Annotated in this window: 23 protein-coding genes and 1 pseudogene; 10 read left to right on the top strand and 14 right to left on the bottom strand. The window is 74.5% G+C overall.

The annotated features are described in order from the left end of the window. Window positions 1–41: 41 nt before the first annotated feature. From AC0VYN_RS21670 to AC0VYN_RS21660, 3 genes are read right to left on the bottom strand one after another with little or no spacing between them, the layout of a single operon-like run. Window positions 42–824, bottom strand: coding sequence for a polysaccharide deacetylase family protein (locus AC0VYN_RS21670; protein ID WP_475536950.1), 783 nt, complete (start codon window positions 822–824; stop codon window positions 42–44). 56 nt (window positions 825–880) lie between these two features. After that, the gene (locus AC0VYN_RS21665) at window positions 881–1807 is read right to left on the bottom strand and encodes a DMT family transporter (RefSeq protein WP_475532306.1); all 927 of its coding nucleotides are present in this window, start codon (window positions 1805–1807) and stop codon (window positions 881–883) included. A gap of 16 nt (window positions 1808–1823) precedes the next feature. Next, the gene (locus AC0VYN_RS21660) at window positions 1824–2675 is read right to left on the bottom strand and encodes an SDR family NAD(P)-dependent oxidoreductase (RefSeq protein WP_475532305.1); all 852 of its coding nucleotides are present in this window, start codon (window positions 2673–2675) and stop codon (window positions 1824–1826) included. A gap of 255 nt (window positions 2676–2930) precedes the next feature. Between AC0VYN_RS21660 and AC0VYN_RS21655 the strand changes: the two genes are divergently transcribed. The 3 genes from AC0VYN_RS21655 (at window position 2931) to AC0VYN_RS21645 (ending at window position 5088) form a co-directional block, all read left to right on the top strand. Then, window positions 2931–4121 carry an MGDG synthase family glycosyltransferase gene (locus AC0VYN_RS21655; RefSeq protein ID WP_475536949.1) on the top strand — a complete coding sequence of 397 codons (1191 nt, stop codon included), beginning with the start codon at window positions 2931–2933 and terminating at the stop codon, window positions 4119–4121. Continuing rightward, a complete protein-coding gene (locus AC0VYN_RS21650) occupies window positions 4087–4473 on the top strand; it encodes a DUF2267 domain-containing protein (protein WP_475532304.1) in 387 nt (128 codons plus the stop codon). The genes AC0VYN_RS21655 and AC0VYN_RS21650 overlap by 35 nt, the downstream gene beginning before the upstream one ends. Window positions 4474–4596: 123 nt before the next feature. Beyond that, on the top strand, window positions 4597–5088 hold the full coding sequence (locus AC0VYN_RS21645) for a DUF1360 domain-containing protein (protein WP_385467174.1): 492 nt from the start codon (window positions 4597–4599) through the stop codon (window positions 5086–5088). A gap of 31 nt (window positions 5089–5119) precedes the next feature. On the opposite strand, the gene AC0VYN_RS21640 is transcribed toward AC0VYN_RS21645, so the two are convergent. Beyond that, window positions 5120–5530: a DUF5997 family protein gene (locus tag AC0VYN_RS21640; protein ID WP_475532303.1), complete on the bottom strand. Its 411-nt coding sequence runs from the start codon at window positions 5528–5530 to the stop codon at window positions 5120–5122. Between the two features lie 57 nt (window positions 5531–5587). On the opposite strand from AC0VYN_RS21640, the gene AC0VYN_RS21635 reads away from it, so the two are divergent. Continuing rightward, window positions 5588–6364 carry a LysR substrate-binding domain-containing protein gene (locus tag AC0VYN_RS21635; RefSeq protein WP_475532302.1) on the top strand — a complete coding sequence of 259 codons (777 nt, stop codon included), beginning with the start codon at window positions 5588–5590 and terminating at the stop codon, window positions 6362–6364. Between the two features lie 28 nt (window positions 6365–6392). On the opposite strand, the gene AC0VYN_RS21630 is transcribed toward AC0VYN_RS21635, so the two are convergent. The 3 genes from AC0VYN_RS21630 to AC0VYN_RS21620 form a co-directional block, all read right to left on the bottom strand. After that, window positions 6393–7133, bottom strand: a complete 741-nt coding sequence (locus AC0VYN_RS21630; RefSeq protein ID WP_475532301.1) for a DUF4142 domain-containing protein — start codon at window positions 7131–7133, stop codon at window positions 6393–6395. Window positions 7134–7246: 113 nt separating this feature from the next. Beyond that, entirely contained in the window at window positions 7247–7942 is a 696-nt protein-coding gene (locus AC0VYN_RS21625; RefSeq protein WP_475532300.1) for an HAD family hydrolase, read from the bottom strand. Between the two features lie 19 nt (window positions 7943–7961). After that, complete coding sequence (locus AC0VYN_RS21620; protein ID WP_475536948.1) at window positions 7962–8438, bottom strand: Lrp/AsnC family transcriptional regulator; 477 nt, start codon at window positions 8436–8438, stop codon at window positions 7962–7964. A gap of 204 nt (window positions 8439–8642) precedes the next feature. Between AC0VYN_RS21620 and AC0VYN_RS21615 the strand changes: the two genes are divergently transcribed. Then, window positions 8643–10133 carry an FUSC family protein gene (locus AC0VYN_RS21615; protein WP_475532299.1) on the top strand — a complete coding sequence of 497 codons (1491 nt, stop codon included), beginning with the start codon at window positions 8643–8645 and terminating at the stop codon, window positions 10131–10133. Between the two features lie 126 nt (window positions 10134–10259). Continuing rightward, window positions 10260–11294 carry a lactonase family protein gene (locus tag AC0VYN_RS21610; RefSeq protein ID WP_475532298.1) on the top strand — a complete coding sequence of 345 codons (1035 nt, stop codon included), beginning with the start codon at window positions 10260–10262 and terminating at the stop codon, window positions 11292–11294. A 94-nt stretch (window positions 11295–11388) separates the two neighbouring features. Here AC0VYN_RS21610 and AC0VYN_RS21605 read toward each other — a convergent pair whose 3' ends face one another. Continuing rightward, on the bottom strand, window positions 11389–12312 hold the full coding sequence (locus AC0VYN_RS21605) for a sirohydrochlorin chelatase (RefSeq protein WP_475532297.1): 924 nt from the start codon (window positions 12310–12312) through the stop codon (window positions 11389–11391). Window positions 12313–12449: 137 nt separating this feature from the next. Beyond that, window positions 12450–13448 carry an N-acetylglucosamine kinase gene (locus tag AC0VYN_RS21600; protein ID WP_475532296.1) on the bottom strand — a complete coding sequence of 333 codons (999 nt, stop codon included), beginning with the start codon at window positions 13446–13448 and terminating at the stop codon, window positions 12450–12452. Between the two features lie 152 nt (window positions 13449–13600). On the opposite strand from AC0VYN_RS21600, the gene AC0VYN_RS21595 reads away from it, so the two are divergent. After that, the gene (locus AC0VYN_RS21595; protein WP_351013549.1) at window positions 13601–14278 is read left to right on the top strand and encodes a uracil-DNA glycosylase; all 678 of its coding nucleotides are present in this window, start codon (window positions 13601–13603) and stop codon (window positions 14276–14278) included. 93 nt (window positions 14279–14371) lie between these two features. Here the strand turns inward: AC0VYN_RS21595 and AC0VYN_RS21590 are convergent, their stop codons facing one another. Then, window positions 14372–15526, bottom strand: coding sequence for a WD40/YVTN/BNR-like repeat-containing protein (locus AC0VYN_RS21590; RefSeq protein ID WP_475532295.1), 1155 nt, complete (start codon window positions 15524–15526; stop codon window positions 14372–14374). Between the two features lie 93 nt (window positions 15527–15619). Next, window positions 15620–17309: pseudogene (locus AC0VYN_RS21585) on the bottom strand (DNA alkylation response protein). An 86-nt stretch (window positions 17310–17395) separates the two neighbouring features. Between AC0VYN_RS21585 and AC0VYN_RS21580 the strand changes: the two are divergent. Both AC0VYN_RS21580 and AC0VYN_RS21575 read left to right on the top strand, forming a co-directional pair. Further along, the gene (locus tag AC0VYN_RS21580) at window positions 17396–18178 is read left to right on the top strand and encodes a PaaX family transcriptional regulator C-terminal domain-containing protein (RefSeq protein ID WP_475536947.1); all 783 of its coding nucleotides are present in this window, start codon (window positions 17396–17398) and stop codon (window positions 18176–18178) included. A 175-nt stretch (window positions 18179–18353) separates the two neighbouring features. Then, complete coding sequence (locus AC0VYN_RS21575) at window positions 18354–18806, top strand: DUF6214 family protein (RefSeq protein WP_475532294.1); 453 nt, start codon at window positions 18354–18356, stop codon at window positions 18804–18806. 18 nt (window positions 18807–18824) lie between these two features. Here AC0VYN_RS21575 and AC0VYN_RS21570 read toward each other — a convergent pair whose 3' ends face one another. Continuing rightward, window positions 18825–19481 carry a DUF305 domain-containing protein gene (locus tag AC0VYN_RS21570; protein WP_475532293.1) on the bottom strand — a complete coding sequence of 219 codons (657 nt, stop codon included), beginning with the start codon at window positions 19479–19481 and terminating at the stop codon, window positions 18825–18827. Between the two features lie 192 nt (window positions 19482–19673). On the opposite strand from AC0VYN_RS21570, the gene AC0VYN_RS21565 reads away from it, so the two are divergent. Continuing rightward, window positions 19674–21176, top strand: a complete 1503-nt coding sequence (locus tag AC0VYN_RS21565) for an LVIVD repeat-containing protein (RefSeq protein ID WP_475532292.1) — start codon at window positions 19674–19676, stop codon at window positions 21174–21176. Here AC0VYN_RS21565 and AC0VYN_RS21560 read toward each other — a convergent pair. Both AC0VYN_RS21560 and AC0VYN_RS21555 read right to left on the bottom strand, forming a co-directional pair. Continuing rightward, complete coding sequence (locus tag AC0VYN_RS21560) at window positions 21164–21898, bottom strand: TetR/AcrR family transcriptional regulator (protein ID WP_475532291.1); 735 nt, start codon at window positions 21896–21898, stop codon at window positions 21164–21166. The two genes, AC0VYN_RS21565 and AC0VYN_RS21560, sit on opposite strands and share 13 nt — an antisense overlap. Before the next feature lie 191 nt (window positions 21899–22089). Then, entirely contained in the window at window positions 22090–23292 is a 1203-nt protein-coding gene (locus AC0VYN_RS21555) for an erythromycin esterase family protein (protein WP_475532290.1), read from the bottom strand. Between the last annotated feature and the right edge of the window lie 51 nt (window positions 23293–23343).

The following is a 23343-nucleotide window of genomic DNA, read 5'->3' as shown; positions in this document are numbered from 1 at the left end:
GCTATCCCGGCGCCGGTGGCCGAAACGGTCCGCCGCCGGTGTCACCGGGACGGCCGCCGCCGGAACCCGCCCACCCCGTGGGCGGCCAGCGGCCCCACCGTGAGGCCCGCCGTGCGGCAGTCGGCGACGAGTTCCGGGAGGGCGCCGAGGGCGGCCCGCCAGCTGCCCGGGGCGGAGGCGTGGTCGGTGTCGTGCAGGAGGATCGTGCCGCCCGGGCCGAGGTCCGCCGCGACGGCCGCCCGCACGGAGGCGGGGGTGGCGTCGTGCCGCCAGTCCCTGCCCCACGCCGTCCACAGGACCGGCCGCAGGCCGGCGCGCCGGGCGGCGGTCCAGCGGCCGGAGGTGAGGATGCCGTAGGGCGGCCGGTACCAGCGCGGCGCGTGGCCGGTGACCTCGGCCACCGAGCGGGCGGCCCGGAGCAGCTCGCGCGCGTCCCGCGCCGGCGACGGCAGCCAGGGCCGGTCGTGCGACCAGCCGTGGACGCCGAGTTCGTGGCCGCGTGCCACCAGCTCACGGGCCGTCCGGGGGTGCCGTGCGACGTTCTCGCCCAGTACGAAGAACGTCGCCCGCGCGTCGAGCGCGTCGAGCGCGTCGAGGAAGCGGGGGGTGGACGCCGGGTCGGGGCCGTCGTCGAAGGTGAGGGCGACGTGGTCGGGCCGGCCCTGTCCGGCCAGCGCGGGGAGCCAGCGGCGGCGCAGACCCGGCAGCCAGGTCGCGGCCGGGCCGATGTGGGCCAGCGCGGCGGCCACCGGCACGAGGGCCACCGGCGCGACGCCGTACGCCGCCCGGCCGGCCCGGGCCCAGGCCCCTGTCCCGTCCCGCATCCGCTCCGCCTCCCGTGCCGTCCCGTGCTCCCATGGTGTGCCGGCGGTCCCGGTGGTCACGACTTCTGCTGCTCCTGTCGTCGTCCCGTCTTCCCCGGTCCGTCCCGCGCCGCCGGCGGGACGTCCCAGGCGCCCTGCACCGACGGCGCCCGGGCCAGCCCGATACTGCCGAGCCCGATCAGCGCCACGCCGATCAGCTCGGGCACCACCCGCACGCCGAGGACGATCTCCTCGCCGAACAGGGCCCAGCCGAGGCCGACGCTGGTCAGCGCGTCCCCGAGGGTCAGTGCCGGCTGCGACGCGGCGAGGGTCCCGGCCCGCAGCGCGCTCTGCAGGAGCAGGAAGCTGATCACGCCGACGGCTCCCGTCGCGTAGAGGGGCCACTGGGTCAATACGGCGCCCGCCCCCTGCGGGAACTGCCCGGTGACCTCCTTCAGCAGCGCCGCCGTACCGCCGAACGCCACCGCGGACGCCGACCCGAACAGGGCGGCGCGGGGCGCTCCGTGCACCAGCCGGCCGACGACGGCGAAGCCCGCCACCGCGCAGAACAGCACCAGGAGCGCCCAGGGCCAGCGGCCCGGGGCCGCGGTGTCGTGCCCGGCCGACGGGGACGCGGCGCCCAGGAACAGCGCCAGCCCCACGGCCAGGGCGACGAACGCCAGCCAGGTCCGCGGGTCGGGCCGCCGGTGGAAGACGACGCTGCCGACGACCAGCGTGAACATCAGCTCGCTGGCCATCAGTGGCTGGACGACCGCCAGGCTGCCCACCGCCAGCGCGGCCGCCTGGAGCACCGTCGTCAGCGCGAGCAGCGCCGCGCCGCCCACCCAGAACGGGTCGCGGATCAGCCGCAGCAGCGAGCGCACCACCGTGTGGACCGCACCGGCCCGGTCCTCGTCCTGCGCCGCGGCCCGGCGCTGCAGCACCGACGCCGCAGCGTTGGACAGGGCCGCGAACAGGGCGAGGACGACGGTGAGGGCACTCACCGCGGCGGGCTCCCGCTCATCCGAACCGGGAGGCCATCCGCCGGTACAGTCCGGGCGCCGCGCCGCGGACCCGGCACGGCAGCCGCAGCCAGCCGGGCACGTACACCTCGTCCCGGCCGCGGACCACGGCGCGGCGCACCGCGTCGGCGACCCGCTCCGCCGGCACCGGGCGCGGCCTGGACCGCCGGTAGGGCGCACCTCGGCGTTCGAAGAAGGGCGTGTCGACGACACCGGGCACCACATGGGTCACTCCGACCCCGGTGCCCCGTACCTCGTACCGCAGGGCGTCGGCGAAGGCGCCCAGCGCGGCCTTGGCGGCGGAGTACACGGCCTCGTCGCGCACCCCGACGCAGCCGGCCAGCGATCCGATGAGCACCACCCGCCCCGAGCCCGCCTCGATCATGCCCGGCAGCAGCCGCCGCACCAGCCGCAGCGTGGCCAGCACGTCGATGTCGAAGACCTCGTCGATGCGGTGCGGCGGCATGTCGCGGAACTCGCCGGCCCAGCCGATCCCGGCGCCGGCCACCAGGAGGTCCACCGGACCCGCCGTGGCCAGGGCGAAGTCGGCGAGCCGCCGGTCGGCGCCGGGCAGGGTGAGGTCCGCGGCGAAGGGGACGGCCGACGCGGCCTCCGCCACCTCCCGCAGCCGGGACGGGTCGCGCCCGCTCAGCACCAGCCGCCAGCCGCCCTCGTCGGCCAGCCGGCGGGCCACGGCCGCGCCGATGCCGGAGGAGGCCCCGGTCACGAGCGCCGTCCGCGTTCGTGTGCCCCCTTGGCGGACCGGCCGGCGGGGCCTCGCGCGGTCCGCGTCGGGTGCGGCGGTCCGAGGTTTGGGGGCGGACCGGGTGCGGGAGTACGCGTCGACCATGGGGACCACCTTGGCTCGGGGCGGGCGCCGGGAGGCGACCGACCGGCTGGTCGGGCCTTCCGGTGTCCGGCCGGACGGGCGGTCACGGAGTATCCCTGGCGGAACGTCCGAAACAACCGCTTGTGCCACCGTTTGGAACATTCGGGGTGGGCAACTTGAACCGCCGTGCATCCTCCCAGCTCATCCGCCTCCCGCCGAACCGCACCCGTGCGTGCCCCGCGCGACACCAAGCGGCTGCTGGTGCTCAGCGCGAGCATGGGCGCCGGACACGACACGGTCGCCACCGAACTGGCCCGCCGGATCCGGGCACGCGGGGGCGAGGCCCTGGTGGTCGACGTCCTCGCGCTGCTGCCGTACGGCCTCGGCGGCGCCCTGCGGCTCTTCTACCGCGGGTCGGTACGGCACTTCCCCTGGGTGTACGCCGCCCTGTACCGCCTGTTCCTGCGCCCCGGCGACGGGCGCCGGCCCGGCGGAACGCCCCTGGCCCGGCTCGCCGGCTCCCGGCTGCGGCGGCTGGCCGACCGCACGGGAGCGGACGCGGTGGTCCCCGTCTTCCACCTCGGCGCCCAGCTCACCGGCCATCTGCGCGCCCGCGGCCTGCTGCCCGTGCCCAGCGTGGTGCTCGTGATCGACTTCGTCGTCCACCGGCAGTGGCTCCACCCCGGCAACGACCACTGTCTGTGCCTCACGGAGGACGCGGCGCGCGAGGCGCGGCGGAGCACCGGCAGGCCCGCCGGGACGTGCGGCCCGGTGGTGGCCCCGGAGTTCTTCGCCGACGCGCCCGGGGCGGAGGAGTGGCGCCGGTTGTTCGACCGGCACGGCCCCGGGCGGCCCCCCGTCGTGCTGTCCGCCGGTGCCTGGGGAGTCGGCTCGCGGCTGGGCGCCACCGTCCGGCTGCTGTCGGACCACGGCTTTCTCCCGGTCGTGCTCTGCGGCGGCAACGCGCGGCTGCGCCGTGAGCTGTCCGGCCTCCCGGGCGTGGTCGCCCTCGGCTGGGTGACCGACATGCCCGGACTGCTGCACGCCGCGGGCGCCCTGGTGGACAACGCCGCCGGCCAGACCGCCGTCCAGGCACTCGCCGCGGGACTGCCGGTCGTGGGGCACCGCCCGATCCCGGGCCACGGCGCGGACGGCGTCCGCCGGATGGCCGCACTGGGCGTGTCGGAGGCCGCCGAGGACGACGCCGCGCTGCTCGGGGCGCTGCGACGGCTGACCGCCCCGGGCCCGGCCCGGCGGGAGCGGATCGCCGCCGGACGCGCGCTGTTCGGGGACGACGCCGTGACGCTGGTGACCGACGCGGCCGACGCGTCGCGTGCGCACCGGTGGGAGCGGACCGGCGCGGGCCCGTTTCCCCCGCCCGGGCCGGGGGCACCCGGGCCGGACGCGAGAACCGGCGGAAGGAGGCGGCGCCGTGCGGCTGGACGAGTTCCTGACCCGGGTCCGTGACCGCGGGGAGTACCACGGTGACGAGGAGGCCGAGCAGGTCACCAGGGCCGTGCTGTGGGTGATCGCGTCCCGGGTGGCGCCGGAGGAGGCCGCGGCACTGGCCGCGCACCTGCCGGCGCCCCTGGACGACGCGCTGCGCCTGGAACGGGGTCACCCCGAGACCTTCGGCCGCGAGGAGTTCCTGAGTCGCGTGGCCCAGCAGACCGGCGCCCGGCCGCGCACGGCGGAATGGGACGCGGGCGCGGTGCTCTCCACCCTCGTCGAAGCCGTGCCCGGTGACACCGCCGACGGCCTCCGCAAGGCGCTGCCGGCCGACTGCGCGGACCTCTTCGGAGGTCCCGCTGCGGGCTGACGCGAGGATCCGCGTCGGTGTGCGACGCGGTCGGCGCCCACCGCGTTGCACACGGCCGGAACAGGGCACTCATCCCCGGTCGACGAGGCGGCCCCGGGGTGGCCGCCCGAACGGGAGGCATTCATGACGGACGACGAGCAGCGCTACGGCGCCGACGAGGACACTCCGCTCAAGGGATACGCGACGCTCGCGACGACGTTCGCGGCCGCCGTCGGAACGTTCGCCGCGGTGGCGTGGCGCCGGGGAGTCCGGCTGCCCGACACCGTCCCGCCGTGGGACGTGGCCCTGCTGGGGACGGCGACGTTCAAGGCGTCCCGGCTGCTGACCAAGGACAAGGTCACCAGCTTCGTGCGCGCGCCGTTCACCCGCCGGGAACGCGACAGCGAGGCCGGCGAGGTGATGGACGCTCCGCGGGGCAGCGGGCTGCGTCGCGCCGTCGGCGACCTGGTGTCCTGCCCCTTCTGCACCTCGGCCTGGGTGGCCGGCGGACTGGTGGGCACCTACGCGGTCGCTCCCCGGGCCGGCCGGATGCTCAGCGCGGGCCTGAGCGCCGTGGCGCTGTCGGACTGGCTTCAGTACGCGTGGAGCCTGACCGAGCAGAAGGCCGAGGGCTGAGGCCCCGGGGGACTCCCGCGTCCCCGGGCGGTCAGCCGCGCTCGGAGCGCTCCGCCGCCCGCTCCGCGCGCTCCGCGTGGAGCTGCTTCACGCGGGCGGTCTCCTTGCGGACGTCGGCCTGGACGGCCTGCTCCCGCTCCAGCCAGTCGGGACGCTCCTGCTTCAGCGCGTCGATCTGCTCCGTGGTCAGCGGCTCGTCGACACCGCCGCGGCGCAGGCCCGCGATGGACACGCCCAGCTTGGCCGCCACCACCGGCCGCGGGTGCGGCCCGTCGCGCCGCAGCTCGCGCAGCCACGCCGGCGGATCGGCCTGCAGCGCGTTCAGCTCGGCGCGCGTGACGACGCCCTCCCGGAACTCGGCGGGTGTGGCCTCGAGGTACACACCCAGCTTCTTCGCCGCGGTCGCGGGCTTCATGGTCTGGGTGTTCTGGTGCGACGTCATGGTCCAAGGGTATCGAGCGTGTGAGCGGCTCCCGACCACGCCCGGTAACCTGGCCGGGTGACAGGCTCGGAAGAACCCCCCTCGTTCCGGCTCGCGTACGTCCCGGGGGTGACACCCGACAAATGGGTGCGCATCTGGCACGAGCGGCTGCCCGGCGTCCCGTTGTCCCTGGTCCAGGTGACCGCCGCCGGGGCGGGCGGTGCGCTGCTGGGCGGTGACGCGGACGCCGGACTGGTGCGGCTGCCCGTCGACCGCGGCGTGCTCAGCGCGATCCCCCTCTACACCGAGACCACGGTCGTGGTGGTTCCCAACGACCACCTGGTGACCGCGGCCGACGAGCTGACCCTCGAGGACCTGGCCGACGAGATCGTCCTGCACCCCCTCGACGACGTGCTCGGCTGGGACCGGCCGCCCGGCCGCCCCGCTCTCGAACGTCCCGCCACCACCGCGGACGCCGTCGAACTGGTGGCGGCCGGCATCGGCGTCCTCGTCGTCCCCCTGTCGCTGGCCCGCCTGCACCACCGCAAGGACCTCACCCACCGGACGGTCACCGACGCCCCCGCGTCGGGCGTGGCCCTGTCGTGGCCGGAGGACGCGCACACCGACCTGGTGGAGGAGTTCATCGGGATCGTCCGCGGCAGGACCGTCAACAGCACCCGCGGCCGGCGGCCCGCCCCGGCCCAGGGGAAGGACGAGCGCACCGGTACGGCGTCGGCGCGGCGCACACCGGCGCCGGCGAGGAAGCAGGGTGCCGGGAAGCAGGCCGGCGGCTCGCGGCGCGGCTCCGCCGGCAACGCCAAGGGTGCCCGGAGGGGCAAACCCCGCGCCAGGTGAGACGCCGCCGGCCAGGGCGGCGCCCGGGTCAGCGGACCGTGGGACCGGGTGCCGGAGCCGCCGTCTCGACGTCCAGGCCGGGCGGCTCGGTTAGGGACAGCACCGGTTCGCCCGGTTGCGGGGCCGGCGGGGTGAGCTGGACCTTGGGCAGGCCGGGCGGGGCCGACTGCTGGAAGTTGACCTGGTCGAAATTGACCAGGCCGGTCCTCTCCAGCACCGTGATGTGATCCAGGACCGTGTCGTTGGCCTGGTCCGCCAGCTGCCGCACCAGGGAGTTCTTGGTGTTGGCGCGGATCTTGGCGATCATCGGGAAGATCTGGCCGTGCGTGACGCGCATGATGTTGGTCGCGGTGGTGTCGAACTGCCTGCCCGTGGCCCCGCTCACCGTCGACACGAACTGCTGCTGCTGGGGGGACGCCAGGTTGGGCAGGGTGATGCCCAGCTCGGGAGCGATCCGGCGGCACGTCGCGTCCAGCCGGGAGTGGCCGACGACCAGGTGCTCGCCGGCCTCCCTCATCTCCGGTGTCGTCCCCCGCTCCATGGCCAGCAGCCCGAGCGGATGCTCCCACAGCCCGGCGGCACGGACCTTCACCACGAAGTCCCGGTCGGCCTCGGTGAGCGGCCCGTACCGGGTGTTGGTGACGACGCGTGCCTGGTCGGTGCCCGCGTTCCGCACGCCGAGCATGGTCGGGTAGGCGAGCGCGGTGAGGGTGAGGACCAGGGAAGCGGCCACGAAGGCCGTCCCTGCCGTGGTGCGCGTGATGCGCATCGTGCCTCCTGGGGCGACGACAGGCTCGGACACCAGGAGATACGGACGCGGACGGCGGTCTGATCACCGCACCGGGCAAAAAGCTCGCGGGGGGGGGCGTGGCCCGTCGGCGGTCAGGAGCGCCGGGCCCCGTGCGCGAGCCAGTCGTACGCCGCCCGCGCGGTGAACTCCGCCTGCCCGCCGCGCAGCAGCAGCCCGGCGGTGGCGAACTCCGGCGCGTCGGCCTGCGCGGCGACGTACGGGACCGCGATGCAGCGCATGCCGGCGGCGTGCGCGGCGGCGGCCCCCGGGGCGGCGTCCTCGAGGACCACGCAGTCGGCCGGGGACGCCCCGAGCCGGTGCGCCGCCTCCAGGAAGACGTCGGGGGCCGGCTTGCCGTGCGCGACCTCGTCGGCCGAGACGACGGTGCGCAGGTACGCGTCCAGGCCGGTGCAGGACAGGATCGCCTCGATGGCCGACGGGGAGGAGCCCGAGGCCACGGCCAGCGGCACCCCCTCGCCCGCGAGCAGCTCGACGAACTTCCGCATCTCCGGGTACGCGCGCGTCGAGGTGCGGGCCAGCTCCAGGTAGCGGCGGTTCTTGACGGCGAGCAGTTCCTCGACCGGGGCGCGCAGGCCGTACCGCCGCTTCCAGTCGGTGACCGTCTCCTGGGTGCTGATCCCGACGTACTCCTCGTGGTCGGCCCAGGTGAAGTCCCGCACGCCGTACTCGGCGAGGGTCTGCCGGCCCGCCTCGAAATAGTTCGGCTCGCTGTCCACGAGCGTTCCGTCGAGATCGAAGACGACCGAGATACCGCCGAGAGTGCTCATGGGTCCAGGATGCCAAGGCTCATCTCCGCGCCGCGCGCCCGATCGACTCCACCAGCGGCAGCAGGCGGTGCGGGACGCGCTCGCGCAGGGCGACCTCGCTGCGGGTGCGGACCACGCCGGGCAGGCTGATCAGCTTCTGGACCACGTCCTCCAGGTGCGCGTTGTCCCGGGCCACCACACGGGTCAGCAGGTCCCCGCCGCCCGTGATCGAGAAGGCCTCGACGATCTCCGGCACGGCGGCCAGCGCCTCGCCCACCTCGTCCAGATGACCCTGGGTGACCTCGATGCGCACGAACGCGAGCACGGGATGCCCCAGCGCGGCGGGGGAGAGGGACGGCGCGGCACCGGTGATCACGCCGTCGCGCTCCAGACGGTCCAGGCGGGCCTGGAGCGTCCCGCGGGCGATCCCGAGGACGCGGGCGTACTCCCGGACGCTGGTGCGCGGCTGCTCCAGCAGCAGACGCAGGATGCGGGTGTCGAGTTCGTCGACGGCCATGGCGTCCTGGCTCCTCTCGTCGGCCAATGGCTCTTGGGTGGCCGTGGACATGCCGTGATCACTGTACCAATGGCTCAGTTCCAGGAGCGGCAGTTGAGCCACTGGTGGAAGGGATGCTGATATGGAGGGGTCGATGGCGCTGCGGATCCCGCGGCGCCTTTTTCATGCCGGTGATGTCCGGGCCAGTGTGCGAGGGGGCGGTCAGTGCTGAAGAGGGTGTTCGTGAGCCCGGATCCGGGGCGGGTGCGGCTGCGCTTCGCCTCGCGGGCCGTCGTCGGCATCGGAGCGGCCGTGGCCGTCTGCGGCATGGCGGGCCTATCCCTCGTGGGTGCCGTCATCGGCGGGCTCGCCGCGCTGCTCGCCCTGTTCACCGTCACCGACGCCACGGTTCGCGGCCAGGCGGTGACCACCGCGCTCCTGCCGGTGGCGGGACTGCCCGTGCTGACCGCCGCGGCCGGACTGCACGGTCACACCATGCTCCGCGACCTGGCCTTCCTCGCCGTGGTCGGCACGGGCGTGTACGCCCGGCGCTGGGGCCCGCGCGGTCACAGCCTCGGCGTGTTCGCCTTCATGACCTTCTTCATCGCCCAGTTCCTGCACGCGACCACGGACCGGCTGCCCGAGATGTTCGCCGCCGTCCTGCTGTCCGTGGCCACCGCCGCGGCGGTCCGCTTCGGCCTGTGGTGCTACGAGCGCCGCCTGCCGCCGGCCGCCGTTCCCGCCCCGCCCGGTGGCACCGGGCTCGCCCGCATCACCACCCGCCAGGCCGTGCAGGCCACGGCCGGCGCGGGCTTCGCCCTGGTCGTGGGCCAGCTGGTGTCCGGCGACCGCTGGTACTGGGCCGTCGGCGCCACCTGGTGGGTCTTCGTCAACACCACCTCGCGGGGCGACACCCTGGTCCGCGGCTTCCGGCGGGTGCTCGGCACGGTCGTCGGCATCGGCCTCGGCTTCCTGATCGCCGTTCCGACCGCCGGGGCCGCGGTGCCCACGGCCGTGCTCGCCGCCGTCTGCGTCTTCGGCATCTTCTACTCCGCCGCGGTGTCCTACACCTGGATGATGCTCTGCGTGACGGTGCTCGCCGAGCTGCTCTACGGCCTGCTCGGCGTCCTCGGCCCGGGCCTGCTCGCCGTGCGGGTCGCCGAGACAGGTGTCGGCGCGCTCGGTGCCGTCCTCGCGGTGCTCTTCGTCCTGCCCGTCACCACCCACGCCGTCACCGACGCCTGGATCCAGCGGGCCCTGCGCTGCGTCCACGCCTGCACCGCCGAGGCCGCCGCCCGCCTCGCCGGCACGGAGGACGCCGACCCGGCGCCGCGGGTGGCCGAACTGGAGCAGCTGCTCGGCCGGGTCCGGCTCTCGGTCGCCCCGCTCGTGCACCCACTCAACCCCATGCGGGGCCGCAAGCGCCGCGCCCGGCGCGTGCTCGCCCTGCTCGACGACTGCGCCCGGGAGATCCGGGGTCTGGTCGCCGTCGCCGCCGATCCCGAGGCCTCGCACGACGCCCGGCTGGCCGCCGCCTGCTGGCGGGTCGAGACCGCTGTCGAGGCGCTGACCGGCGGTGGAGCCGTCCCCGCCCACCAGGAGCGGCCGCTCGCCGCCGAACCGGCGCTCGCCCACCTGCACGGTCTGGAGCGCGCCCTGGCCGAACTCGCCGCGCCCCTGCGCAGCCCCTCCGGCTCCCCGCTGGTCGGGGCCTGACCCCCGTCACGCGCCACTCGTTTGGTCTAGACCGCGAGTGATCGACTGCTACCGTCGCCCCGGGGCGGACGACCGGTCGGCACCCGACGCGGTGCCCGGCGCGGCACGGGACGAGAGGGGTCAGCGATGACGGACGGCGGCAGGCGGCAGCGGCGGGCGTTCATCGGATCGTTCACGGCGGCCGGGGGCCCCGGGATCGTGACGGCGGCCGTCACGCCCGGCGAGGGCGCGCTGAAGGTCCTGAGCAGCCTGAACGGCGTCCCCGACCCGTCCTACCTGGCCCTCGCCCCCGACGGCGGCACCCTCTACGCCGTCAGCGAGACCGCCGACGGGGCCGTGGCCGCGTACCGCGTCGGCACGGACAAGCCCGAGCCGGCCGGGCGGCCGGTACCGGTCGGGGGTGACGGACCGACCCACCTCAGCCTGTTCGCCGGACACGTCCTCACCGCCAACTACGGCTCCGGAAGCGTCACCGCCGTGCCGGTCCGCTCCGACGGCACCCTCGCCCGCTCCGCGTCCGGCGTGCTCCGGCACACCGGCTCCGGCCCGCACGCCCAGCGCCAGCAGGGACCGCACGCCCACCAGGTGCAGCCCGACCCCAGCGGGCGGTGGGCCGTCAGCGTCGACCTCGGCACCGACTCGGTGCGGGTCTGCACCCTCACGGACGGTGTCCCGGCCGTGCACCGGGAGATCGCGCTGCGCCCCGGCTCGGGACCCCGGCACCTGGCCTTCCACCCGGACGGCAGCCACGCCTACGTGGCCAACGAACTCGCCCCGACCGTCACCGTCTGCCGGTGGGACGCCGCCAATGGCACGCTGCGGCCGCTCACCGAGGTCGCGGCGCTGCCCGGCGTCCCGGCCGGCGACGCCTACCCGTCGGGCATCGCCGTCTCGCCCGACGGACGCTTCGTGTGGACCGCGACCCGCGGGGAGGACGTGCTGTCCGTCTTCGCCGTCGAACCCGGCACGCTCCGGCTGACCGGCACCGTCCCCTGCGGCGGCCACTGGCCGCGGGCGATCGCCGTGTCGGACGGCTTCCTCTACGTGGCGAACGAACGCTCCGGAGACGTCACGTGGTTCGCGCTCGACCCGGCGACCGGCATGCCCGGCCGCGTCGGCTCGCTCGCGGTGCCGGCGGCGTCCTGCGTGGTCCTCGGCTGACCTGCCGCCGCCGTACGGCACGGCGAAGGGCCCGCTCCCGTGGGAGGCGGGCCCTTTCGGCCGTACGTGCTCGGTGGTGCGGGTGCCGTCCGCCTCAGCGGACCGGCGTGCCCTGCGGCTGCTGCGGCGAGATGCCCAGCGCCGTCGTGTACTTGGCCAGCGTCAGCTTGCCGATCGCCGGGTAGGGACCGAGCGGCTCGGCGGTGGAGCAGTCCGCCTCCTTGGCCGCCTCCTCCAGCAGGGCCGCGTCGATCTCCGGGCCGATCAGGTACGGCGCCAGCGCGAGCTGCTGTGAGCCCGAGGAGCGCAGCTGCTCGGCCACGGACGCGATCGAGCCCTCCTGGTCGAGTGCCGCCGCCATCACCGGCACCGCGAGGCGCGCGGCCAGCAGCATGCCGGTGATCCCGGCCGCCTGGACCGCCTCGTCGCCGCCGACGGAGGCGAGGACGATGCCGTCCGCGGCGGTCGCCACGGTGAACAGGCGGGCGCGGTCGGCACGGGCCAGACCGGCCTCGGAGAGCCGCACGTGCAGCGCCTCGGCCAGCAGCGGGTGCGGGCCGAGCACGTCGGTCAACTCGGCCGCGATCCGGCTGTCCATGACGGCCTGCCGGATCCGGCGCAGCAGCGCTCCGTCCGGGCCGGCGAGCAGCGGCACGACCACGGCGACGGGGCCCTCGGGCTCCCGCACCTCGAGGCCGGCGGCGCGCGCCTGCTCGTAGCGGGCGGTGCGCTCCTCGGCGGCGCGTACCAGTACGGTCGACAGCGACGGGAATTCCTCGTCGTCGCCGTCGAGGTATCCGATGCGGGCGTCGATGCCGGGCAGCTCGGAGCGGGCGATGCTCACGATCTCCTCGGCGAGGCCCCGGGTGGCGCTACTGGGCGTGCCCGGCACCGCGAGGACGAGGGCGGGCGCGCCCTCGGGAGCCACCAGGGGCTCGGGTCGGCGGTGCCGCCCGGGCTGGCGGGGGCGCGGCATTCGTACAGGCAGGCCGGACGCGGGCCCAGTGGGGGAGCTCATGGCGCCGCATGTTACTGGTTTCCTGGGCTTCCCTGTTCGGGGAGGGTGCGGGTGAGCGGTATCCGTCCTGTTTTGTCTGATGAGTGATGTACGGATCGGACGACATCGGTACGATTCCCCTCCCCGAAGGGCTGTTGTCAGCCGCCCCGCACCGTCGTCACGCACAGCAGCCGTTCGTCGCCCGGAAGGGTGAGGGAACCGGCCGCCAGGTCGGTCGCGATGCGCACGGAACCGTCCAGCGGATCGCCCTCGGCCGCCACCCGCCGGGCCTGCGGCAGCCGCCTCTCCAGCTCCTCCCCGAGCGGCACGACCAGGGGGTCGCCCAGCTTCAGCAGGCCGCCGGTGACGGCGACCCGCGGCGTGCCCAGCGGCGGGCACACCGCGGCGGCCGAGTCGGCCATGTGCCGGGCGGCGGCGCGAAGGATGCCCCGGGCGACCGGGTCGCCGTCCGCGCAGGCGGCCACCTCGGGCGCGAAGGAGGCGAGGACCGCCGGGCGGTCGGTGCGCGGATACAGCGCCCCGGGCAGTCCCGCGGCCGGACCGAACCGCTCCTCGGCGCGGGCCAGCAGCGGGGCGGAACCGTCCTGTCTTCCGTCGTGGGCGCGCAGCGCCGCCTCCAGGCCGGCCCGCCCGATCCAGGCGCCGCTGCCGCAGTCGCCGAGCAGGTGTCCCCAGCCGTCCGCCCGGCGCCAGTGGGCCAGGTCGGTGCCGATCGCGATCAGCCCCGTACCGGCGGCCACCACGGCCCCGGCGCGGGGACCCAGGGCGCCCGCGTACGCGGTCACGGCGTCGGCGACGAGCGCGACCTTCCGCGCGCCCAGTTCCCGGCCCAGCCCGGCCGGCAGTTCGGCGCGCAGGGCGTCGCCCAGGGTGGCCATGCCGGCGGCCCCGATCACCACGGTGCCGATCTCGCCCACACCGGTCTCTTCGGTCAACGACCTTGTCATGGGCACCAGTTGCTCCAGCAGGTGGCCGGGGTCGATGCCGCGCGCCCCGGTGCGCACGGGCTCCCGCGACGCCCGCCGCCCCAGCGGACCGCGCCCGCCGGCGGCGCCGACGACGACGCGGAGCCCGGAACCGCCGGAGTCCACGGCCAGAAATCCGGAACCGGCCGCGGCACCGGGCGCAGTACGCACCGCGTTCCCCCCTCCCCGTCGACCGGCCGGGCGGGCTCTTCCGCCGCCGGCCGGCCTCGACGAGGAGGAAGAGTAGTGCCACGTGACGCGGCGCACCCCGGTGACGGGCCGCCGGTACGGACTGTCCGTGTCGGCCAGTAGAGTGACGCAGCGTGGCACCACGACCGTTGCACGAACTTGTCGAAGCCGGCTGGGCGAAGGCCCTCGACCCGGTCGCCGGACGCATCGCCGGCATGGGGGACTTCCTGCGCGCCGAGGTGGCGGCGGGCCGGACGTACCTCCCGTCGGGGGCGAACGTCCTGCGGGCGTTCCAGCAGCCCTTCGACGACGTACGGGTCCTGATCGTCGGTCAGGACCCCTACCCGACACCGGGGATGGCGATCGGACTGAGCTTCGCCGTCTCGCCCGAAGTGCGCTCGCTGCCGGGCAGCCTGGAGAACATCTACCGCGAGATGCACACGGACCTGGGCCTGCCCAGGCCCTCCAACGGTGATCTGACCCCGTGGACCCGCCAGGGCGTGCTGCTGCTGAACAGGGCGCTGACCACGGCCCCGCGCAAGCCGGGGGCCCATCGCGGCAAGGGCTGGGAGGAGGTCACGGAGCAGGCCATCCGCGCCCTCGCCGCACGGGGCAAGCCGCTGGTATCCATCCTGTGGGGCCGGGACGCGCGCAATCTGCGCCCCCTGCTCGAGGGCTACCCGGCGATCGAGTCGGCGCATCCCTCGCCGATGTCCGCGGACCGCGGCTTCTTCGGCTCCCGCCCCTTCAGCCGGGCCAACGACCTGCTGGCGCGGCAGGGAGCCGAGCCGGTGGACTGGCGGCTGCCGTAGGACCGTCGGCGGCCCGTGCCGGCGAGGACGTCAGGAGCCGGCGCCCCCCGCCGTGAGCGGAGCGACGCCGGTCCACCGGCCTGCCGGGGCGGGTCAGCCGACGACCGCGGCCCGGACGCACAGCACGTCCGGCAGGTGCGAGGCCAGCTGCCGCCAGCTGTCCCCGTCGTCGGCCGACGCGAACACCTCGCCGTTGCGGTTGCCGAAGTAGACGCCGGCCCGTTCCGCGTCGTCGGTGCTCAGCGCGTCGCGCAGCACCGTGCCGTAGTGGTCCTCCTGCGGCAGCCCCGCCGTCAGCGGCTCCCAGCTCTTGCCTGCGTCGGCCGTGCGGAACACCCGGCAGCGGCGGTCGGCCGGGACCCGGTCCGCGTCGGCGTTGATCGGGAACACGTACGCCGTGTCGCCGCGGTGCGGATGGGCGGCCACCGCGAAACCGAACGTGGACGGCAGCCCCTCGCCGATGTCCGTCCAGTGCCCACCCGCGTCGTCGCTGCGGTACACCCCCCAGTGGTTCTGCAGATACAGCCGGTCCGGGGTGGCCGCGTCCCGCGCGACCTTGTGCACGCACTGGCCGAACTCCGGGTCGGGGTCCGGCAGGAACACCGCGGAGACACCCGAGTTGGACGGCGCCCAGCTCGCACCGCCGTCGGTGGTGCGGAAGACGCCGGCGGTGGACACGGCGACCGTCACCGCCCGGGGGTCCCGCCGGTCGGTGAGCACGGTGTGCAGCCCCTCACCGCCGCCGCCCGGCACCCACCGCGACCGCGTGGGGTGCTCCCACAGGGGCCGGACCAGCTCGAAACTCACCCCACGGTCCTCCGAGCGGTACAGCGCGGCCGGTTCCGTGCCCGCGTACACCACGTCCGGCTTTGCCGCCGACGGGTGCAACTGCCACACGCGCTCCAGTGAGGCACCCGTGTCCTGCGGGAACCTGACGGCCGGCTGCGCCGGTTCCGTCCACGTCCGGCCCAGGTCGTCGGAGTGGAACACCGACGGGCCCCAGTGCGCGCTGTCGCCGCCGGCCAGCAGCCGCGGGGTGTCGCCGCGGGTGTCGACGGCGACCGAGTAGACGGCCTGTGCGTTGAAGTAAGGACTCTCGTCGAACTCCCAGGTGCCACCCCGCCGGCGCCCGATGAACAGGCCCTTGCGGGTGCCCACGGCGAGCAGAACCTCGGTCATGCCGATCACCTCCGCGGCGTCGTCGTCGACGCCTTCGTCCCGGACACCGGCCAGTCTGCACCCCGCCACTGACAGTCACCTCCGGAAAGGGCTCCGCCGCAGGTCGCAGCGGTGGTGTCGGGTCCGGTGAGATGCCCGGACGCCCCGCCCGGGCGGCGCCGCTCAGCCGTCGCCCGGCAGTGCCCGCCCCAGGATGCCGCCGAGGTCGGCACCGTCCGGCAGCGTGCCGAAGGCGTGGCCCCAGTCGCCGCCCAGCCGGCTCGCGCAGAAGGCGTCGGCGACGGCGGGCGGGGCGTGCCGGACCAGGAGGGACGCCTGGAGGGTGAGGGCCATCAGCTCCACCAGGCGGCGGGCGCCGGTCTCGGACGCCGTGGTCAGCCCCGTCTCCAGCCGGGCCACGGCCGCGTCCAGCCGGGCGTCCGCCCCGCGCGCGAGGGCCAGTTCCCCGAAGAGGGCGTGCGCGGTGTCCGGCGAGCGGCCGAGCGCCCGCAGGACGTCGAGGGCGTTGACGTTCCCGGAGCCCTCCCAGATCGACAGCAGCGGTGCCTCCCGGTAGTGGCGGGGCATGCCCGACTCCTCCACGTAGCCGTTGCCGCCCAGGCACTCCAGGGCCTCCGCGGTGAACGCGGGACCCCGCTTGGTCACCCAGTACTTGCCGACGGCGGTGGCGATCCGCCGGAAGGCCGCCTCCCCGGCGTCCCCGCGCACCGCCCGGTCGGCGGCGCCGGCCAGCCGCAGGGTGAGGGTCGTCGCGGCCTCCGACTCCAGCGCCAGGTCGGCCAGGACGTTGCGCATCAGCGGCTGGTCGATCAGCCGGGCGCCGAACGCGCTGCGGTGCCGTACGTGGTGACCGGCCTCGACGAGCGTCTTGCGCATCAGCGTCGCCGAGGACATCACGCAGTCGAGCCGGGTGCAGTTGACCATCTCGATGATCGTCTTGACGCCCTGGCCCTCGGGTCCCACCAGCCAGGCGACCGTCCCGTCGAACTCCGGCTCCGAGGAGGCGTTGGACCGGTTGCCGAGCTTGTCCTTCAGCCGCTGGATGCGGAAGGTGTTACGGGTCCCGTCGGGCAGGACCCGCGGCACCAGGAAGCAGGAGAGTCCGCCGGGCGCCTGGGCCAGCACCAGGAACACGTCGCACATCGGCGCCGAGGTGAACCACTTGTGCCCGCGCAGCGTGTAGACGCCGGGTTCGGCGGTCGGGGCGGCCGAGGTGGTGTTGGTCCGGACGTCCGAGCCGCCCTGCTTCTCGGTCATCCCCATGCCGGCCAGCAGGCCCCGCTTCTCCGCCGGCGTGCGCAGTCCCGGCTCGTACTCCCGGCTCGTCAGCAGCGGCTCGTAGACCTTCGCGAAGCTCCGGCTGCCGGCGCAGCGCGGGCACGGCCGCGTACGTCATGGAGGTGGGGCAGCCGTGTCCGGCCTCGGTGTGCCCCCAGACCAGTCCGCCCGCGGTCCGCGCCACATGGGCGCCCGGCCGGTCGTCAGCCCAGGGCGAGGCGGCGAGGCCCTCGCCGACCGCCACGCTCATCAGGTGGTGCCAGCTCGGGTGGTACTCGACCTCGTCGACGCGGTTCCCGTAGCGGTCGTGGGTGCGCAGTACGGGCTCGTGGCGGTTGGCGAGCTCGCCCCACTCCTGCGCCTGGGCGCTGCCTGCCCGCAGGCCGAGCCGCCGCAGCCCCTCCTCGGCCCAGCCCGCGCCCTCCCGCCGCAGCCCCTCCAGCAGGGCCGCGTCCTCGGACGCGTCGTACGGCGCCGCGGGTGGCGGCTGGTTCACGACGTCGTGCGTGGCGCAACCCCCGCGTCGGCCCGCGGTTCCCTCGTGCTCGTACGGCTCCTGCGCGAGTGTCGTCATGGGATGAGTGTTGCACCATTCCTACAACCGTAGCAATAGTGCAACAGCCCGCGCGCGCACGTACAGTACGTGCCGTGTCCACGCGGATGAACGACCCTGTGCCCCCGGGCGGGCTCGCGCTGCGTCCGCTGTCCGCGCGGTCGGTCGTGCTGAGCCTGCTGCTCGGCACGCACCCGGCCGAGCTGCCGGTGAAGGACCTGGCGCGGCTCGTGGAGCGCTTCGGCGTCGGTGGCTCCACCGTGCGGGCGGCGCTCAGCCGGATGGTGGGCGCCGGTGACCTGCGGCGCACGGACACCGGTTACCGCCTCAGCGAGCGGCTGCTGGAGCGGCAGCGACGCCAGGACGAGGCCGTGCGCCCGCACACGCGGGCGTGGGACGGCGACTGGGAGATGGTCGTGATCACCGCGACCGGACGCGGCCCCGCCGAACGTGCCGCGCTGCGCACCCGGCTGGCGGGCCTGCGCCTGGCCGAGCTCCGCGAGGGCGTGTGGCTGCGCCCCGCCAACCTGGGCCGCCCGCTGCCCGGCGCCCTCGACGGGGTCGCCGAGCGCTGCACCGCCCGCCCCGAGCGGGCACCCGGCGAGCTCGCCGCGGAGCTGTGGCCGCTGGACGCCTGGTCCGCGACGGCCCGGGCGCTGCTCGCCCACGTCGACGGGGCGCAGGGGCCGGCCGGCCGGCTCACCGCGTTCGCGGCCGTCGTGCGCCATCTGCTCGCCGACCCGGTCCTGCCGCCGGAACTCCTCCCGCCCGACTGGCCGGGCGCGGCCCTGCGCGACGCGTACACCGACTACCAGCGGGAGCAGGCCGGGCGGGTCCGGGCGGACGGCGGGCGGAGCGGGCCGGGCGGATCGCCCGTAGGTCCCTCGTAGCACCGGCACACCCCTCGGGCGTGCGCGGCTGCGCTGACGGGGTGCCGCCCGAGGGGGAGGGCGCGTGTGTCGCTGCTGGGGAATGTGATCGTGCGGTTACGTTGCGGATGTGCTCGAAGCATCCTTTGTTGATCGTTCTCTTCAGCTTTCCGATCGCTGTCCGGACGACGGTGATATGTCCGTGCGGCACACATGGGCGGTGCGGGTGGGGGACACGACCACGTCGTGGTTCGACGTCCGGTGGATGTTCCCCGACGGCGCCCGCATCGACGCGCTCGCCGTGCTCTGCGGTGACGGGGTCCGGGTCGAGGACGTGCGGGCGGAGCCGGCCCTGTCCCTCGACGACCTGTCCGTGCTCGCAGAGTGGCTGGAGAACCCGCTCTTCGAGGCCTGTGTGCGGCCCCCGGCGGACCGCGATCCGGCCCCGCGGCGGGCCCGCCCCGCCCGGCCGCGCGGGAGCGAGGAACGCCGGCTCGTCGCGCAGGAGTACCGGGCGGCCCGGCAGGAGGGTGCCGACCCCGTCCTCGCGGTGATGCGCGTGACCGGGCACAGCCGGCGCAAGTCGCTCAGGCTGATCGGCCAGGCACGTGACGACGGCTTCCTGACCCCGCGCCGCGCGCGCCGCTGACGCCTCGCCGAAGACCCGTCAGAGCATCCCGCGCATGCGGGAGATCTCGCTCGTCTGCTGGGCGACCACGTCGTCGGCCATCTCCTCGATCTGCACGTTGTTCCCCTGTGACTTCACGTCGGTGGCCATGGTGATCGCCCCCTCGTGGTGAGTGATCATCAGTGTGAGGAACAGATGGTCGAAGGCCTTGCCGTCGGCCGCGCGCAGCTTCGCGAGCTGCGTCTCGGTCGCCATGCCGGGCATCGTGGCGTGCTCGTGCCCGCCGCCCGTCTCCTCGCGGCCGTGCGACGTCAGCCAGCCCCTCATGGCGGTGATCTCCGGTCCCTGGGCCGCGGAGATCCGCTCGGCGAGTTTCTTCACCTGCCCGGACTCGGCGCGCTCCGGCACGAGTTCGGTCATCTCCAGCGCTTGGGCGTGGTGCTGGATCATCATCCGCGCGTAGGCGACGTCCGCCGAGTTGGGGGAGTCGTCGTCGGCTCGCCGACGCTCGGCCTCCTCGGCCGAGATCGTGCGGTTGGCCTCGCCGGGTTCGCCCGGGACGATCACCGAAGGCCCGGCCGCCGCCGCCGAGTCGGCGTCCGATCCGGAGTCGCAGGCCCCGAGTCCGAGGACGGCCAGTGCGGTCAGCGACGCCGTGACGAGCGATGCCCGTGTCGAGGCGGGACGAATGAGCACGGCAACCTCCTGTGGTGGGCGGGGCACGGAACACCTCGTGCGTGGGATGACCGTCCTAGCACGTTTTCGTGCCCTACTGATCAAGAAACTTCGTGACGACTTTGTTGCGCCCCTATTGGTATGTGCATGGCGAAGACGATACTGCGGAGGTGCGTGAACCGTTCCAACCGGAACGGACGTAGGGAGGTAACAGTGACCCTGTTGAGCGACCCGCGAACACGGCGCAGACGCCTGGGAGTCGCGGCGGCCGCCGCCGGACTCATGGCAGCGCTGCTCACGGCCGGCCCGGCCGCGGCGATCCCCGACCCGGGTGACGGCCCGGCCTCGTCCAAGGAGGTCTCCTCGAGTGCGCGCGCCGAGGCGCGCGACGCCATCGCGAGCGGCGAGATCCCCGGCCAGGACGAAGTCGTCCACTCCGGCAACATCCAGCACCTGGCCAACATCCCGAAGGACGCGCTGCCCGGCTTCAACACCGACCTGGCCTTCCAGGGCACGTACGCCTTCGCCGGCAACTACGACGGCTTCCGCATCTTCGACCTCAGCAACCCGAAGAAGCCGAAGACCGTCGCGCAGGTCCTCTGCCCGGGCGCGCAGAACGACGTGTCGGTCTCCGGCGACCTGCTGTTCCTGTCGACCGACTCCTCGCGCAGCGACAGCAGTTGCGACAGCACCACCCAGCCCGCGACGGAGAAGTCCTCCTGGGAGGGCATGAAGGTCTTCGACATCAGCGACAAGCGGAACCCGAAGTACGTCGCGGCCGTCGAGACCGCCTGCGGCTCGCACACCCACACGCTGGTGCCCGAGCGCAAGAACGTCTACGTCTACGTCTCCTCGTACTCCCCGAACGCCGCCTACCCCGACTGCCGGCCGCCGCACGACGGCGTCTCGGTCATCAAGGTGCCGCGCAACGCGCCCGAGCGGGCGGCGGTCGTGAACTTCCCGGTGCTGTTCCCGGGTGAGGGCCCCGACGGCGGCGGCAACCCGGGCGGACCCACCAACCCGGGTGTCTCCAAGACCACCGGCTGCCACGACCTGACGGTCCTGCCCTCGAAGGACCTGGCCGCGGGCGCCTGCATGGGCGACGGCATCCTGCTCTCCATCAAGGACCCCGAGAACCCGAAGGTCATCGACCGGGTCCAGGACAACGTCAACTTCGCGTTCTGGCACTCGGCGACCTTCAACCAGAAGGCCGACAAGGTCGTCTTCACCGACGAGCTGGGCGGCGGCGGCGCGCCCACCTGCAACGCGGAGATCGGCCCGAACCGCGGCGCCGACGGCATCTACGACATCGTCGGCAAGGGCGACCACCGCAAGCTGGTCTTCCGCAGCTACTTCAAGATCCCCCGCCACCAGGCGGACACCGAGAACTGCGTGGCCCACAACGGCTCGCTGATCCCGGTCAAGGGCAAGGACCTCATGGTGCAGGCCTGGTACCAGGGCGGCGTCTCCGTGTGGGACTTCACCGACTCCGCGCACCCGAAGGAGATCGCCTACTTCGAGCGCGGCCCGCTGAGCACCACGTCGCTCGCCACGGGCGGCTCCTGGTCGGCGTACTACTACAACGGCTACATCTACTCGAACGACATCGCCAAGGGCTTCGACGTCCTGAAGCTCGGCGACCGGCGCACCGACCCCGCCAAGCGGGTGCACCTGCGCGAGCTCAACGTGCAGACGCAGCCGAACTACTTCGACTGAGCAGACTGATCCGGCCGCTCCGACTGATCCGACTGATCCGTCGGGCCGGCCGGGGGCGGGCACCTCGGTGCCGCGCCGGTCGCGAAGAACCGCGACAGATCCGTGTCGCACGTCCCGCCGGGGGCCTCGGCCTCCGGCGGGACACCCAGTTCCCAGTCCAGCCGGTAGCGCTCGAACAGCTCGGCGCGCAGTGCCGGCACGGGCATCGGCACCCCCGGCACCAGCGCGGCGAAGACGGCGCCCATCAGCAGCGCCCGCAGCATCGGATAGTCGTTGTCGACGTCCCGGGAGCCGTGCCGGGCCACGGTGTCCCGCAGCAGCTCGGCCAGCCGCCGCTGCTCGGGGCACGGCACGAACCCCTCCGCCTGGAGCAGGCCCGCCATGTGCTGGCGCATGAGCACCGGCCGGTCCCGGGCGAGCCCCAGGATCGCGTCGATGGCCCGCGCCATCCGCTCCGGCCCCTCGGGGGTGCGCGGCTCGCGCTCCAGGGCCTCCTCCAGCGTGCGGTGCATCAGCCGGTGCACCGCGGACTGCACCAGGTGGCGCTTGCCGGGGAAGTAGTACGAGACCAGACCGCGTGCGGACCCCGCCCGGTCGGCGATGTCGCCGAGCGTCGTCGCGTCGTATCCGCGCTCACCCACCAGCTCCACCGCGGCTTGCAGGAGCCGTTCCTTCGAACGCCTCCGCAACTCTTCATTGACCGAGGCGCTGCGCGGGGACATGCTGTACTCCTGCGTTGACTGGCGGACAGCCAACTATACTCAGCGCAGACGGACCGGCCCCCGGCGGGGGTCCGTCCGGCTACCGTCTGCCTTGGGCGACACGGGGGATCGCCCAAGGCGGGCGGACGCTAGTGATGGTTGCTTCGGGCTACCGCCCCGCCGGCGCCCATGGCCGACACGTCACCGCGGCCTCAGCCCCGCGGGACATCCTTGACGAACACGATGCCGTCGATGCCCGTCAGATGGGCCGGGTCGAGCGGGGCGTAGCCGAACCAGGGGGACTCGCGGGGCCCGGGCAGGGTGCCGCCGAGGGCGCCGGTCAGCCGCGCGGCGTCGACGAGGCAGCGGTCCTCCGGGAGCGCGTACAGCAGCCCCTCGACGGTGTCCGGCGGCGGCGCGTCCACCCCCCGGTGCCGCAGCGTGCCGAGTGCCGTGGCCACGAAGGCGTACTCCTCGCCCAGCCGGGCGCTCACCAGCGCACCGGCGCTCCACCACTCCACCGGGCCCTGCCACATCCGCATCGAGCTCTTCTCCCGCTGGAGGTGGGCGTTCTGGGCGTGGACGAGGGCCGGGCCCCGTTCGGCGAGGGCGAACAGGTTGTGGGCCATCATCTGCGCCCGCACGGCCAGCAGGCGGCTCATGCGGGCCGGGGAGGTGTCGGCCATCCAGTGGTGGTAGCGCAGCAGACCGGTCGCCGTCCGCGCGTACAGGCACGCACGGTCCCAGTCGTCCCGCGAGCCCGTCGTGCTCAGGCGGGGCCGCTCCGTGTCGAGCAGCGCCGCCAGGTCGTCGGCCAGCAGCCGCAGCCGGCCGGCGTCGGCCGACCGCCCCACGGACGCGGCCGGGTCCGTCATCGCCGCGGGATCGGTCCACCGCTCGTCGGCGCCGAGCAGGCGGTCGAGCGTCTCCAGGGTGCAGGGGAGCAGCTCCGTCTCCACCCGGGCGGCGAGGTGGCCGTGGAGCGCGGTGAGCGCCTGCCGCGGGCTCGCGGCGGCCGTGATCTCCAGCGGGCCGTCGAAACCGGCGAAGCGGAGCCGCTCGGACGCGGGCCGGCCGGCGTTGTGGGCGCGCATCCAGCGCACGAGCTCACGATTGGCCGGAAACGCGCCCCACCCATGGCTGATCCCGCGCTCCACGACCTCGTCGAGGGAGCCCGTGCCCGTGGTGACGTACTCGTCCACGGCCAGGGCCGCCATGCAGTCGCTCTCGATCGCGATCGTCCGGTAGTCCTCCTCCTCGACCAGCTGCCGCACGAGCTCGTTGCGCAGGGTGAGCAGGGAGTCCTCCCCGTGGGTCGGTTCGCCCAGCGCGAGCAACCGCGGCCGGGACGTGAGCAGCCCCATGAGGGCGGCGGCCTCGACGGCATGGACGGTGTCCTCGATGTCAGTAGCCATGGATTCAACCGTATCGTTGAACTTTCGATGGAAACTTCTCCCGCGATATCG

The sequence above is a fragment of the Streptomyces sp. 63XJN7_1_ISO-PGPR-S23-121 genome (genome assembly GCF_056173025.1).
The sequence above is the reverse complement of the archived record's forward strand: the minus strand, read 5'-3'. Positions and strand labels throughout refer to the sequence as shown.